At 72.3% G+C, this 12,869-nt stretch carries 12 protein-coding genes; 11 read left to right on the top strand and 1 reads right to left on the bottom strand.

Annotation, left to right across the window (positions count from 1 at the left end):
- Positions 1-162: 162 nt before the first annotated feature.
- On the bottom strand, positions 163-1,077 hold the full coding sequence (locus tag ACLJQF_RS48695; RefSeq protein WP_410617486.1) for an NADP-dependent oxidoreductase: 915 nt from the start codon (positions 1,075-1,077) through the stop codon (positions 163-165).
- 105 nt (positions 1,078-1,182) lie between these two features.
- On the opposite strand from ACLJQF_RS48695, the gene ACLJQF_RS48690 reads away from it, so the two are divergent.
- From ACLJQF_RS48690 to ACLJQF_RS48640, 11 genes are all read left to right on the top strand, one after another.
- Positions 1,183-1,614, top strand: coding sequence for a winged helix-turn-helix transcriptional regulator (locus tag ACLJQF_RS48690; RefSeq protein ID WP_410617485.1), 432 nt, complete (start codon positions 1,183-1,185; stop codon positions 1,612-1,614).
- A gap of 10 nt (positions 1,615-1,624) precedes the next feature.
- Positions 1,625-2,608 (top strand): helix-turn-helix transcriptional regulator, encoded by a 984-nt coding sequence (locus tag ACLJQF_RS48685; protein WP_410617484.1) that lies wholly within the window; start codon positions 1,625-1,627, stop codon positions 2,606-2,608.
- Positions 2,605-3,585, top strand: a complete 981-nt coding sequence (locus ACLJQF_RS48680; protein WP_410617483.1) for a helix-turn-helix transcriptional regulator — start codon at positions 2,605-2,607, stop codon at positions 3,583-3,585. Before ACLJQF_RS48685 ends, ACLJQF_RS48680 begins: the two co-directional genes overlap by 4 nt.
- Positions 3,586-3,594: 9 nt before the next feature.
- Complete coding sequence (locus tag ACLJQF_RS48675) at positions 3,595-3,807, top strand: bacteriophage holin (RefSeq protein WP_410617482.1); 213 nt, start codon at positions 3,595-3,597, stop codon at positions 3,805-3,807.
- Positions 3,808-3,838: 31 nt separating this feature from the next.
- Complete coding sequence (gene tatA / locus ACLJQF_RS48670) at positions 3,839-4,153, top strand: Sec-independent protein translocase subunit TatA (RefSeq protein ID WP_410617481.1); 315 nt, start codon at positions 3,839-3,841, stop codon at positions 4,151-4,153.
- Positions 4,154-4,240: 87 nt separating this feature from the next.
- The gene (tatC, locus tag ACLJQF_RS48665; RefSeq protein ID WP_410617480.1) at positions 4,241-5,212 is read left to right on the top strand and encodes a twin-arginine translocase subunit TatC; all 972 of its coding nucleotides are present in this window, start codon (positions 4,241-4,243) and stop codon (positions 5,210-5,212) included.
- Positions 5,212-6,093 (top strand): diacylglycerol/lipid kinase family protein, encoded by an 882-nt coding sequence (locus tag ACLJQF_RS48660; RefSeq protein WP_410617479.1) that lies wholly within the window; start codon positions 5,212-5,214, stop codon positions 6,091-6,093. Before tatC ends, ACLJQF_RS48660 begins: the two co-directional genes overlap by 1 nt.
- A 361-nt stretch (positions 6,094-6,454) precedes the next feature.
- Entirely contained in the window at positions 6,455-9,286 is a 2,832-nt protein-coding gene (locus tag ACLJQF_RS48655; protein WP_410617478.1) for a DEAD/DEAH box helicase, read from the top strand.
- A 156-nt stretch (positions 9,287-9,442) separates the two neighbouring features.
- On the top strand, positions 9,443-10,204 hold the full coding sequence (locus ACLJQF_RS48650; RefSeq protein ID WP_410617477.1) for a DUF4333 domain-containing protein: 762 nt from the start codon (positions 9,443-9,445) through the stop codon (positions 10,202-10,204).
- Between the two features lie 68 nt (positions 10,205-10,272).
- A complete protein-coding gene (locus ACLJQF_RS48645) occupies positions 10,273-11,475 on the top strand; it encodes a GNAT family N-acetyltransferase (protein WP_410617476.1) in 1,203 nt (400 codons plus the stop codon).
- A gap of 53 nt (positions 11,476-11,528) precedes the next feature.
- Positions 11,529-12,746: a GNAT family N-acetyltransferase gene (locus ACLJQF_RS48640; protein ID WP_410617475.1), complete on the top strand. Its 1,218-nt coding sequence runs from the start codon at positions 11,529-11,531 to the stop codon at positions 12,744-12,746.
- The last annotated feature ends 123 nt before the right edge of the window (positions 12,747-12,869 follow it).

Below are 12,869 nucleotides of genomic sequence, written 5' to 3'. Positions count from 1 at the left end.
CCCGGCTCAACGACCGTCCCCGCAAGACTCTGAACTGGCTTACCCCGCAGGAAAAGATCAACATGCTACTGTCCGATGTAGAGCATGTTGCAACAACCACATGAATCCACCCCGCCTTGGGTGCGTCAGACGCACCGAAGGCCACCTTGGGGCGCTTGGTTCTCAGGGCGTGAGCACGAGCCTGCCGCGCAGCCCGCCCGCGGCCAGCCGTTCGTGCGCGGCCGCCGCCTCGGTCAGCGGCAGGACCCCGGCCACGCGCAGCGGGAGCGTCCCGTTCTCCGCCAGGCGGGCCAGTTCGGCCAGGCGCTCGCCGTCCGCGCGGATCCACACGCCGCGGACCCGGATCCCGCGCAACGGCAGGGGCGCCGCTCCCGCCGCGAACGCCACGAACTCGCCGCCGCCCCGGACCGCGTCGAGGGCGTCCAGGCCGAGGAGCGCGGTGTCGAGTGCGGCGTCCACCCCGCCCGGGACCACCGCGCGGACCCGGGCGGCCAGTGACGGCCCGCGCGGCACGAACTCGGCGGCGCCGAACGCCCGGACCTGCGCTTCGTCGGCTTCGGACGCCACGGCGACGACCCGCAGCTTCCGCGCGTGCGCCAGCGCGACGGCGTACCCGCCGACGGCCCCGGCCGCCCCGGTCACCAGGACTGTTCCGGTGGTTTCGACGAGGTCGAGCGCCTGGGCGGCAGTCAGCGCGTTGAGCGGCAGGGTCGCGGCCTCGGCGGGGGAGACGCCGGCGGGCGCGGGCGCCACGGCGGAAGCGTCCAGGACGATGTGGTCGGCGTAGGCGCCGAGCGGGGTGGCGATCCGATCGCGCAGGCCGATCACCGCGTCGCCCACCCGGAACCCGGAGTCCCCGGCGTCGTCGATCTCGCCCGCGACGTCCCACCCCAGCCCGAGTACCTCCCGCGGCGGGATCACCCCCGCGGCACTCAGCGCACCGCTGCGGGTCGCCAGGTCCACCGGGTTCACCGCGGCCGCCGTCACGCGGATCCGGACCTGCCCCGGACCCGGTTCCGGCAGCGGCACCGAAACCACCTCCAGCTCGCCGAACCGCCGGACCACCACCGCACGCATCTTCGTCTCCTTCCGGGAAGCACCTTCCCCGCGAACATATGGGGAGCTACTCTCCATCGGGAAGTACGCACCTGCAGGTGCCCACGGTACGAGGAGGTTCGCCCGGTGCCCACGCGCACGGCGGAACAGCGGCGGCAGGCCGAAAAAGCCGCCTACGACGCCTACCTGGCGGCGTGTCCCACCCGGAAGCTGCTGGACGAGATCGCCGGCAAGTGGGTCAGCCTCGTCCTGGTCGCTCTCGGTGACGGGCCGCAGCGCTACAGCGACCTTTCGCGGCGCATCGCCGGGGTGAGCCAGAAGATGCTCACCCAGACCCTGCGGGTGCTCGAACGGGATGGTCTCGTCCGCCGCGAGGTCACCCCGGCGGTGCCCGTCCGCGTCGACTATTCCCTTACGCCACTGGGGGAATCGCTGCGCGCGCTGATGGCCGGGTTCAAGGAGTGGGCCGAGGCGAACTTCGAAGCCGTCGACGCCGCGCGGGGCGATTACGACGCGCGTACCCCGGACCTCACGATCGGGCCGGGCGGCGCGGGCTAGGCTCTACCGGGTGTCCACCGCACGCGCCGAACGGCTGGTCAATCTGGTGCTGGCCCTGTTGTCCACCCGGCAGTACCTCACTGCCGAGAAGATCCGCGGCATCGTGCCCGGATACGGCGACGCGGCCAGCGACGAGGCCTACTTCCGGATGTTCGAACGGGACAAGACCGAACTGCGCGAGCTCGGCATCCCCCTGGAAACCGGCCGCAACTCCGCGTTCGACGCGATCGAGGGCTACCGCATCGCCCGCCGCGACTACGAACTCGGCGAGATCGATCTCGCCCCCGACGAAGCCGCCGCCGTCGCGCTGGCGTCCCGGCTGTGGGACTCCCCGGAGCTGACCGGCCAGGCGCAGGGCGCGCTCGTGAAGCTGCGCGCCGCCGGCCTGGAGGTCGACGACCAGGCACCGACCGTGGTCGAGCCGCGCGTGCGGGCCGAACCCGCGTTCGGGCCGCTGCTGGCCGCGGTCCAGAACGGCCAGGCCGTGCGCTTCGAGTACCGGCGCAGCGGATCCCCGGAGCGGATCATGCGCACCCTCGAACCGTGGGGCGTGGTGTCGTGGCGGGCCCGCTGGTACGTCGTCGGGCACGACCGCGACCGCGGTGCCACCCGCTGTTTCCGGCTCTCCCGCGTCACCGGGCAGGTCGGCCCGGTCGGCAAGCCCGGCGAGGTCCGGCGGCCCGAGGGCGTCAACCTGCTCAAGCTCGTCACGGCCACCGGGGACAGCGAACCGTCGCCGGTCACCACCGCCCGGGTGTGGGTCGCCGACGGCCGCGCGGCCGGAGTCCGGCGCCGCGGCACCGTGGTCGGGCGCGGCACCGTCGACGGCGAAGAAGGCGACCTCGTGGAGATCGGCCTGCTCTACCCCGAATCGGCCGCCGACTGGATCAGCGCGCAGGGCCCCGACGTCGTCGTGCTCGAACCCGACGTGCTGGCCAAGAGCGTGCAGGACCGGCTGGAAGCCGTCGTCGCCCGGCAGGTGGGCGCACGGTGAGCGGGTCCACCGACCGGATGCCGAGGCTGCTCGCCCTGGTGCCGTACCTGCTCGCGCGCCCGGGCATCCGCATCGACGAGGCCGCGCAGGACTTCGACGTCACGCCGAAGCAGCTGCGCAAGGACCTCGAGCTGCTGTGGATGTGCGGGCTGCCCGGCTACGGCCCCGGCGACCTGATCGACCTGTCCTTCGAGGGTGACACGATCGTCGTCACCCACGACGCCGGGATGAGCCGCCCGCTGCGGCTGACCGGCGGCGAAGCGACCGCGCTGCTGGTGGCGCTGCGGGCGCTGGCCGAGACACCGGGCGTGGTCGACGGCGACGCCGTCCGCCGCTCCATCGCCAAGATCGAGTCCGCCGCCGGGCAGGCCCAGCCGGCCGGCGTGGTCGTCGGCGGGGGAGTGCGCGAGGGCAAGAAGACCGCGCGGACCCGGGAGGAGGTCGCCCGGGCGCTGCGGGACGGGCGCGCGCTGCGGATCCGCTACTACACCGCCTCGAAGGACCAGATCACCGAGCGCACGGTCGACCCGATGCGGCTGCTGATCGTCCAGGCCGTCGGCTACCTCGAGGCCTGGTGCCGGCGCGCCGAAAGCGTCCGGCTGTTCCGCCTCGACCGGATCGACGAGCTGACCGTCCTCGGCGAGCCGTCGCGGCCGCCGGCGCACGCCCACCCCACCGACATCTCCGACGGCGTCTTCCGCGAGCGTCCCGACCAGCGGGAGGCGGTCCTGGTCCTCGACCCGGACGCACGCTGGGTAGCCGAGTACTACCCGTGCGAGGAGCTCGACGAACTCGACGGTGGCCGGCTGCGGATCCGGATGCGCTACGCCGACCAGTCGTGGATGGTGCGCCTGGTGCTGGGGCTGGGCGGGGAAGCGCTGGTGGAGAGCCCGGCGGACCTCGCGTCCGATGTCGGCCGCCGGGCCGCCGACGCCGTGGCCCGAGCCCGTCACCTTCCGTCAACCTGCGACCACTAGGCTGACGGCGTGCCGTACCTGCCCACCGCTGTGCTCATCGCGATCGGCCTCGCCGTCCTCGTGGTCCTGCTGGTGCGGACCGTCAAGGTCTTGCGTGCTTTCCGGCAGACCGCAAGCATGGTGGCTACGAACACCCAGGACCGGGCGGGGCTCGTCCGCGCCCGGTCGGCTGCGCTGCGCGTCGCGTTCGCGCAACGCCGCCACAAACCGGAAAACCAGTAACATCCCTACCAGACGCAGATAGGAGGCCACCATGCTGAACGGATTGCAGCCGTGGCATTTGATCATCTTGGTGCTCGTCGTCGTGCTGCTGTTCGGGGCCAAGAGGCTTCCCGACGCGGCCCGGTCCATCGGCAAGTCCATGAAGATCTTCAAGGCCGAGACCAAGGACCTCACCGGCGACAAGGCCGCGGCGCACGAAGACGCCGAGCCCGCCGAGACGAAGCAGATCCCGGCCACGCCCGCCGCGCCCGCTTCGACCGACCAGCAGGTCGCCGACCTGCAGCGGCAGCTCGACGAGCTGAAGAAGCAGCAGGCGGCCGAGCAGCCGCAGAAGAACGTCAGCTGAGCGGCTCCGGCCACACCTGGTCCCCGGTCCACGGAGCGCGCCGAACCCGGCGCGCTCCGGCGGACTCCGACGAGAACGGAACAACCCGTGGCGGAATCCGCCTCCGGAAACGGTGACAGCCGCCGGTCGAAGCGGCACAAGCGCAGCCGTCGGGCCAATCCCGACGGCACGATGACGCTCATCGAGCACATCTACGAGTTCCGCCGCCGCCTCGGCTTCGCGATGCTCGCGGTGGTGATCGGCGGGATCTTCGGGTTCATCTGGTTCGGCACCAAGCTCGGCCCGATCCCGTCGCTGGGCGACCTCGTCAAGGACCCGTACTGCGCCATCCCGCCGGCCCGGCGGCTCGACAGCGCCGAAGGGTGCCGGCTGCTGCAGACCGTGCCGTTCGAGGCCTTCATGACGCAGCTGAAGGTCGGCATCGCGGCCGGGGCCGTGCTGCTCTCGCCGGCCTGGCTGTACCAGATCTGGGCGTTCATCGCGCCCGGCCTGTACAGCAAGGAACGCAAGTACGCGATGACGTTCGTCGCGTTCGCGTCGGTGCTGTTCGCCTCCGGCGCCGTGCTCGCCTACATCCTCTTCCCGCACGCCCTGCAACTGCTCATGGGCTTCGGGCAGGACGCGTTCGTCACCGCCCTCACCGCGGACAAGTACATCTCGTTCCTGCTGTCGCTGCTGATCATCTTCGGGATCAGCTTCGAGCTCCCGCTGCTGGTGGTGATGCTCAACCGCGTCGGCGTCGTCAAGTACGTGCAGCTGAAGAAGTGGCGGCGCGGCATCGTGTTCGCGCTGTTCGTCTTCGCGGCCTTCGCCACCCCGGGCTCCGACCCGTTCTCCATGCTCGGCCTCGCCGGCGCGCTCACCGTGCTGTTCGAGATCGCCGTGCAGATGGCCCGCTTCCACGACCGCAAGCTGGAGAAGGCGCGCGGGGACGAGGGCTGGGACAAGCTCGCCGACGACGAAGCCGCCCCGTTCGACTACACGCCGAGCACCGTCGACGACGAGCCGTCCGCCCCGACCGCGTCCGGCGGCCGCTCGAGCACCGACGACGTCACCTAGTGGGGATCCACGCCGCGCTCGCCGTGCACCCGGCGTCGGGGCACGGCGCGGCCGCCCGGATCGCCGACACCGTCGCCGGGCGGCTGCGCACGGCGGTCGACCGGCTCGACGTGCTGGTCGCCCACACGGTCGAGGAGTCCCGCGCGCTGATGCGGTCCTCCCACGCCGCCGGGCTCGACGCCCTGATCGTGCTCGGCGGGGACGGTGCCGCCCACCAGGGTGTCCAGTTCTGCGCGAACAACGACGTCGCGCTCGGCCTGGTCCCGGCGGGCACCGGCAACGACTTCGCCCGCGCCCTCGGCATCCCCGGCGAGCCGCTCCCCGCGGTCGACGCGCTGGTGGCGGCCCTGCGCTCGGGCGCCCGCCGCCGGATCGACCTCGGCCGCGCGGGCGACACCTGGTTCGCGACGGTCCTGTGCGCGGGGTTCGACGCGAGTGTCAACGAACGCGCCAACCGGATGCGCTGGCCGTCCGGGCCGCGCCGCTACGACGTCGCGATCCTCGCCGAACTGGCGGCGTTCCGCTCCCGCCCGGTGGTCGTCGACACCGGCGCCGGCCGCCTCGAACTCGACGCGACCCTGGTGGCGATCGGCAACACCCGCTTCTACGGCGGCGGCGTCCCGATCTGCCCCACGGCCGACCCCGAGGACGGCGTCTTCGACGTCACGATCATCGGCCACGCCACCCGCCGCGGCCTGATCCGCATGCTCCCGGGCCTGCGCACGGGCAAGCACGTGACCCACCCGGCGGTCCGCACGCTGCGCGCCCGCTCGGTGACCCTGGCCGGCAACACCTGGCCCGCCTACGCCGACGGGGAACCGCAGGGCACGGTCCCGGTGACCGCCCATTGCGTGCCGGGCGCGCTCACCGTGCTGGCCTGACGAGGGCACTTTCACGTGAAAGTGCCCTTCTAGTGCTACAGGGACAGTTCTTCGGTCGGCGTGGCCGTGGTGGCTGGTCTGCCGGGACAGGAACGGCCAACTCACCGCTCGCAGCGGCCAACTCACGCACCGGAACGGCCAACTCGCCGGGCACGCGGGTGAGTTGGCCGTTGCGGACTCCCGAGGGAAGGGGTCGAGCGCGCGGGCGACCGCGGTCACCGACACGCCGCTGACCTGGCTGCTCGTGACGACGACGCCGTCACCGGACGGCGCCGCGGTCCTTTCGAGTGTATAACGACATATACCGCGGGTCGATGTACGCAACGTGCGGGCTGTCGGTCGGGTGTGAAACCCTGACGAGGTGGCCAGTAGCCCTTCTTCGTCCCCGGCCGAGGCCTATGCGGCCTCCGCTCGCCGCGGGAAGTACCCCCAGCTGACGCGCTTCGCCGCGGAGGCGTCCTTCGAGTTCGACCAGTTCCAGATCCGCGGGTGCGAGGCCCTCGAAGACGGCCACGGCGTCCTGGTCTGCGCGCCCACCGGGGCCGGCAAGACCGTGGTCGGCGAGTTCGCCGTGCACCTGGCGCTCGCCGAGGGCCGCAAGTGCTTCTACACGACGCCCATCAAGGCGCTGTCGAACCAGAAGTACGCCGACCTCGTGGCCCGCCACGGCGCCGACGCCGTCGGCCTGCTGACCGGGGACACCTCGATCAACGGCAACGCGCAGGTGGTCGTGATGACCACCGAGGTGCTGCGCAACATGCTCTACGCGGGCTCGTCGACGATCACCGATCTCGGGTACGTCGTGATGGACGAGGTCCACTACCTCGCCGACCGGTTCCGGGGCGCGGTGTGGGAAGAGGTGATCCTGCACCTGCCCGAGCACGTCCGCGTGGTGGGGCTGTCGGCGACGGTCAGCAACGCCGAGGAGTTCGGCGAGTGGCTGGTGGAGGTCCGGGGCGACACGACGGTCGTCGTCGACGAGCACCGGCCGGTGCCGCTCTGGCAGCACATGCTGGTCGGGAACCGGCTGCTGGACCTGTTCGCCGGGGAGGACGTGCACGCGCCGGGCGCCGAGCTGCGGATCAACCCGACCCTGCTGCGCCGGACGGAGGAGATCGGCCGTCAGTACGCGCCGGCGGGGTTCCGGGGGACGCGGGGCCGGCGGGGTGCGCCGCCGCGGATGCCGCGGTTCCGGCCGCCGTCGCGGGTCGACGTCGTCGAGCAGCTGGACCGGGCCGGGTTGCTGCCGGCCATCGTGTTCATCTTCTCCCGCGCCGGGTGTGACGCCGCGGTGGCGCAGTGCGTCCGGTCGGGGTTGCGGCTGAACGGGCCGGACGAGGTCGAGGAGATCCGGCGGGTCATCGAGGAACGCACGGCGGATCTGCCCGAGGGCGATCTGGGCGTGCTGGGTTACTGGGAGTGGCGGGAGGCGCTGGAGCGCGGGATCGCCGGGCACCACGCGGGGTTGCTGCCGGCGTTCAAGGAGACCGTCGAGGAGCTGTTCGTCCGCGGGCTGGTGAAGGCCGTGTTCGCCACGGAGACCCTGGCGCTGGGGATCAACATGCCGGCCCGCACGGTCGTGCTCGAGCGGCTGGTGAAGTACAACGGCGAGGCGCACGTCGATCTGACGCCGGGGGAGTACACGCAGCTCACCGGCCGGGCCGGGCGGCGCGGCATCGACGTGGAGGGACACGCCGTCGTGGCGTGGCAGCCGGGGGTGGATCCGAAGCAGGTGGCCGGGCTGGCCTCGACGCGGACCTATCCGCTGCGGTCGTCGTTCCGGCCGGGCTACAACATGGCGGTCAACCTGGTGGCGCAGGTCGGCGCGGTCGAGGCGCGTGAGCTGCTGGAGCAGTCGTTCGCGCAGTTCCAGGCCGACCGGTCGGTGGTGGGGACCGCGCGCCGGATCGAGCGGAACAAAGAGGCGCTGAAGGGCTACACGGCCGCGGTGACCGGCGATTTCGAGGAGATGCTGGAGTACGTCGAGCTGCGGGCGAAGATTTCGGCGCGGGAGAAGGCCTTGTCGCGGCAGAACACGGCCGTGCGGCGGGCCGGGACCGCCGAGTCGCTGGAGAAGCTGCGCAAGGGTGACGTCATCGCGGTGCCGGCGGGGCGGCGGGCGGGGCTGGCCGTGGTGGTCGATCCGGGGCTGGATCCGATCCGGGAGCCGCGGCCGGTGGTGGTGACCGAGGACCGGTGGTCGGGTCCGTTGTCGGTGGCGGACTTCCCGGCGCCGGCGGAGGTGCTGGGCCGGATCAAGCTGCCCAAGCACGTGGAGCTGCGGTCGCCGCGGACGCGCCGGGACATCGCTGCGACGCTGCGCAACGCCGGGATTTCGCTGCCGGGCCGGCAGAAGCGGCGGTCGGGGGCGAACGAGGACGGTGAGCTGGCGGCGTTGCAGCGGGCGTTGCGGGCGCATCCGGGTCACGGGCTGGCCGAGCGCGAGGCGAATCTGCGCTGGGTGGAGCGGTACCAACGGCTCGCCGCGGAGACGCAGCAGCTGGAGCGGAAGGTCGCGGCGACGACGCACTCGCTGGCGCGGGCGTTCGATCGGATCCTGGCTTTGCTGGGTGAGCGTAACTACTTGACAGTGGCGCGAAGCGCCTCCGTTGAGGGTGGCGGCGGGGGCATGGATGGACTGGGGCCGGAGTCGGCCGGGGACGGCGAGGACCGCGTCACCGAGCACGGCCGGCGGCTGACGCGGCTCTACAGCGAGTCCGACCTGCTGGCCGCCGAATGCATCCGGCACGGCGTGTGGCGCAAGCTCAACCCGGCCGAACTGGCCGCGGTCGTCTCGACGCTGGTGTTCGAAGCGCGCCGGGACACCGCGGGCGAGCCTCGGTTGCCGGGTGGGGCGGTGCCCGAGGCGTGGCAGGAGACGGCGCGGCTGTGGGTGGAGCTGACCGAGGACGAGCGGCGGCACCGGCTCGACCGGACCCGGGAGCCCGACGCCGGGTTCGCGTGGCCGGTTTATCGGTGGGCTCGCGGTGAATCCCTGGAGAAGGTCCTGACCGCGGCCGAGGCCAACGGCCAGGAGATTTCCGCCGGTGATTTCGTGCGCTGGTCGCGGCAGGTGATCGACCTGCTCGACCAGATCCGGGACGTGCTGGGGAAGGCGGATCCGGTGGGTGCGGCGGCAGCGGAGGCGGTGAAGGCACTCAGGCGTGGGGTCGTGGCCGCGGGAGCGGCGTGAACTTCGTGTTAGGCCTGCTCCAAGCGGCGCAAGCAGTGAGCGTGGGACCGTGTGCTCGGCTCCGACCTGTGGTTGGATCGCGTTCGACACCGTGTGCGCGGCTTGCCGGTGTTTCGGGGTGGACAGCGAGATGAGTGAAGCAGGCGGAGGCAGACGATGAGCACGCCGTATGGCGGCAACGACCCACAGCAGCCCCAGTACGGGCAGCAGCCGGGCGGCGCGTACCCGCCGAGCGGCTCGCAGGAGCAGCCGCAGTGGGGTCAACCGCAGCAGCCTTCCTACGACCCGAACCAGCAGCAGCAGTGGGGCCAGCCGCAGCAGCCCCAGCAACCGCAGCAGTGGGGGCAGCAGCCGGGCGGGTACGCCCCACAGCAGCCGCAGTGGGGCCAGCAGCCGCCGCCCTACGGCCAGCAGCCCGGCGGCGGGTATCCGCAGAGCGGGCCGCAGGCGCAGCCGCAGTACGGGCAGCCCGGTGGGGCGTACCCGCAGAGCGGGCCCCAGGCGCAGCCGCAGTACGGGCAGCAGCCGGGTGGCCAGTACGACTACACCCAGCAGTTCCCGGGCACAGCGGCGCCGGAGGGTGAGCAGGCGCCGAAGTCGAAGAAGGGCCTGCTGATCGGCGTGGTCGCGGCGATCGTGGTCCTCGCCGTGGTCCTGGTGCTCGGGTTCGTCGCGCCCGGGTTCTTCAAGACACAGGTCTTCAACAACACCCAGATGCAGACCGACGTGCAGAAGCTGCTGACCGAGACCTACAAGATCGACGGCGTCACCGCCGTCACCTGCCCGGCCGAGCAGAAGGTGGCGGACGGGGCGAAGTTCGAGTGCACCGCCACCATCGCCGGGAAGCCGCAGCAGGTGCCGATCACGGTGAAGGGTGACGGCGGCAACTACGAGGTTTCGCCGCCCGTCGCGAAGTAGCGTGACCCGAGGTCCGGCCGCCGGTTTTCCGGTGGCCGGGCTTCGTCGTTTCCGGAGATGATCCGGGTATGAGCGACTTCGAGATCCGGACGCTGGACACCGCGGAGCACCGGGCGGCGAGCAACCTGTTCCGGGAGACCGTGCACTTCCCGCCGTCCGATGACGCCGAATGGGTGTACGCGGCGCGGTACTACCAGCCCGGGGGCACGGTCGGGGCGTTCGACCCGGAGCTGATCGGCACGGCCCGTTCGTTCGACGCGGAGCTGACGGTGCCCGGTGGGGCGCGGCTGCCGATGGCGGGTGTCACTTCGGTGGGGGTGCGGGCCGACCGGACTCGTCGTGGGGTGCTGCGGGCGATGATGACGGCGCAGCTGGAGGACTTCGCCGCGCGCGGGGTGGTGTTCGCGAACCTGCTGGCCTCGGAAGCGGGGATCTACGGCCGGTTCGGCTACGGCCTGGCCACGCGGTACCGCGGCTACAGCGTCGACCGGCACCGGGCGCGGCTGCGCGCGGACGCCCCGGTGGGCGGGGAGCTGGAGCTGCTGGACCTCGACCGGGCTTTCGAGGTCTGTCCCGGTGTGTACGACGGTCTCGAGCGCCGGCCGGGGATGATGTCCCGGCCGGAGGTGCTGTGGCGGTTGTACGAGATGCAGCTGCGGCGGCACACCACGCCGGCGAAGGCGGTCGTGCACCACGGTCCCGGCGGGCCGGACGGGTTCGCGTTCTACTACGTCGAGGGCCCGATCGCTCACCCGGGGATCAAGACCCTGCAGGTGGCAGACCTGTTCGCCGGTTCCCCGACGGCGTTCGCGGGGTTGTGGCGGTTCCTGCTCGGCCTGGACCTGGTGGACCGGATCGCCGCCGAGTCGCGGCCGCTCGACGATCCGATCGAGCTGCTGCTGGCCGACCACCGGTGCGGGAGTGTCGACCGGATCGGGGACGAGCACTGGATCCGGCTCGTCGACGTCCCGGCCGCCTTGGCCGGCCGGGCGTACGGCCCCGCCGACCCGGTGGTCGTCGAGGTCACCGACCCGCTGCTGCCCGGCAACAGCGGCCGGTACCTCGTCACCCCCGATGGTGCCGGGCGCACGGACCGGCCGGCCGGGCTCCGGCTGGACGTCACCACCCTGGCGATGGTCTACCTCGGCACCTGGCGGCCTTCGGCGCTGGCGGCGGCGGGCCGGATCGAGGTTCGCGACCCGGCCGCTCCCGAAGCCGCGGACCTGCTCTTCGGCACCCGCCTGGCGGCTTGGAGCGGCAGCCACTTCTGAGCCGGCGGGAAAACCGCGTGCCGAGTGCGGTCGCGGGCGGCAGGATCGGGAGGATGACCGACTTCGACGTCCGCCCGATCACCGAAGAAGAGCGGCGCAGCACGTTCGACCTGCTGCGCCGCGCGCTGCACAGCCTGCCTGTCACCGACGACCTCTGGGCCCGGATCGGGGAGTCCTGGCCCGCTGCGCACAAGTTCGGCGCGTTCGAGGGCGGGAACCCGATCGGCATCGTCAGCTCCTACGACACCGAGATCGCCGTCCCGGGCGGGCGGACGCTGCCGGTCGCCGCGGTGGAGGGCGTCGGCGTGCGCGCCGACCGGACCCGCCGCGGGGTGCTCAGCGCGATGATGGCGGCCCAGCTGGCCGGCTTCGCCGCGCGGGGGCTGCCGCTCGCGGTCCTGCACGCCAGCGAACCCACCATCTACGGGCGGTTCGGCTACGGCTCGGCCGCGCTCGGCAAGACCCTGCGGGTGGAGCGGCCGGCGGCCCGGCTGCACGAGCGCGTCGCGACTGGGGGAGACGTCCGGCTGCTCACGCCCGAGGAGGCGGTGCGGGAGATTCCCGGGCTGTACCGGCGGATCGGGCTGCACCGGCCGGGCATGATCGGGCGGCCGGAGCAGTGGTGGACGATCTCGCACGACCGGCAGGTGGGCCCCGACGGCGGCCGCCTCGTCGCTGTCCACAGTGGACCGGACGGCGACGACGGCTTCGTCGTGTACGCCGCGATCGACCGCCGGTCGTTCGATTCACCCGACCAGGGCGCCGCGCTGGACGTCCACGATCTGCACGCCACCGGCCCGGCCGCGCGGGCCGCGCTTTGGCGGTACCTGCTGTCGGTGGACCTGGTTTCGGAGGTGTACGCCCGGCACCGCCCGGTCGACGAGCCCCTCGCGCTGATGCTGACCGACCACCGGCACGCGGCCACCCTCGCCGTCGAGGACGACCTGTGGCTGCGGCCGGTCGACGTCGCGGCCGCGCTCGCCGCCCGCACCTACCGCGCGGCCGCCCCGGTGGTGCTCGCGGTGACCGACCGCCTCCTGCCGGCCAACACCGGGCACTACGAGATCGGCCCGGACGGCGTCCGCCGTACCGGTGCGGCCGCGGACCTGGCCCTCGACGTCGACACCCTCGGCATGCTCTACCTCGGGCACTGGGCCGCGACGACACTGGCCGCGGCCGGCCGCGTCGACGTCTGCGACGCGGCGGCGCTCGGGCGGGCCGACGAACTGTTCACCACGACCGCCGCGCCGTGGTGCGGCACGCACTTCTAGTACTGCAGGGCGAGATCTTTGTTCGGTGCGGCCGAAGACAGCCTGCCAGGACAATCCTGGACGCCGGCCTGCCGGTCTGCCGCAGCTGGTCGTGAGTGGTAATTCGGGTTAGAACCCGAATTA

This window comes from Amycolatopsis sp. lyj-109 (genome assembly GCF_046548995.1).
Taxonomy (GTDB): domain Bacteria; phylum Actinomycetota; class Actinomycetes; order Mycobacteriales; family Pseudonocardiaceae; genus Amycolatopsis.
Note: the sequence above shows the minus strand (reverse complement) of the source record. Positions and strands in the feature narration are given on the sequence as shown.

What these genes read in the sequence shown, in the direction of transcription:
- ACLJQF_RS48695 (WP_410617486.1), bottom strand. Translation starts at nt 1,077, where the DNA reads ATGCGTGCGGTGGTGGTCCGGCGGTTCGGCGAGCTGGAGGTGGTTTCG.
- tatA (WP_410617481.1), top strand. Translation starts at nt 3,839, where the DNA reads ATGCTGAACGGATTGCAGCCGTGGCATTTGATCATCTTGGTGCTCGTC.
- ACLJQF_RS48650 (WP_410617477.1), top strand. Translation starts at nt 9,443, where the DNA reads ATGAGCACGCCGTATGGCGGCAACGACCCACAGCAGCCCCAGTACGGG.
- ACLJQF_RS48645 (WP_410617476.1), top strand. Translation starts at nt 10,273, where the DNA reads ATGAGCGACTTCGAGATCCGGACGCTGGACACCGCGGAGCACCGGGCG.
- ACLJQF_RS48640 (WP_410617475.1), top strand. Translation starts at nt 11,529, where the DNA reads ATGACCGACTTCGACGTCCGCCCGATCACCGAAGAAGAGCGGCGCAGC.